1 protein-coding gene is annotated in these 678 nt (G+C 51.8%); it reads left to right on the top strand.

Going from position 1 to position 678, the window contains the following annotated elements:
• The coding region (locus D8801_RS09705) for an N-acetylmuramic acid 6-phosphate etherase (protein ID WP_125849459.1) at positions 1-678 on the top strand (678 nt) is incomplete at both ends.

Raw genomic sequence — 678 nt, forward strand, 5'->3', positions numbered from 1 at the left:
ACAAAAGCAAAGCACTTGATGAAATGAATGCTTTAGATATCGTCACCTTGATGAATGAGGAAGACTATACAGTCCCTCGCGCCATTACGCCCTGCCTTCCCCTGATCGCTGAGGCGGCGGATACGATTGTCAGCCGTTTTAAGCAAGGCGGAAGAGTGTTTACAGCTGGCGCCGGCACAAGCGGCAGAATCGCAGTCCTTGATGCCACAGAACTCTCGCCGACATTCTCTATTGACGAAAGCCGTTGGACCGGCCTGATCGCAGGCGGATATGACGCGATGTGGACGCCTCTTGAAGAAAATGAAGATGACCATGAAAAAATCGTCGCCGAACTGAAAGCGCAATCATTCTCGGAAGATGACGTCTTAATCGGCGTCACAGCGAGCGGCTCGACACCTTATGTCCTTGGCGCATTATCCTATGCCAAACAGCTCGGAGCCGCGTCTGTTTCGATTAGCTGCAACGCGGATACAGAAGCGGGCAAATTAAGCGATATCGCAATTGAGGTGCAAACAGGACCGGAAATTATCCGCGGTTCAACGCGGCTGAAAGCAGGAACCGCTCAGAAGATGATCTTGAACATGCTGTCAACAGCTGCAATGGCGAGGCTTGGCCGCGTCTACCAAAACGAGATGGTGAATATGAGACTGCTCAATCAAAAATTGGCCGGGCGAGCTG

It is taken from the genome of Streptococcus oralis, assembly GCF_003943415.1.
Taxonomy (GTDB): domain Bacteria; phylum Bacillota; class Bacilli; order Lactobacillales; family Streptococcaceae; genus Streptococcus; species Streptococcus oralis_BJ.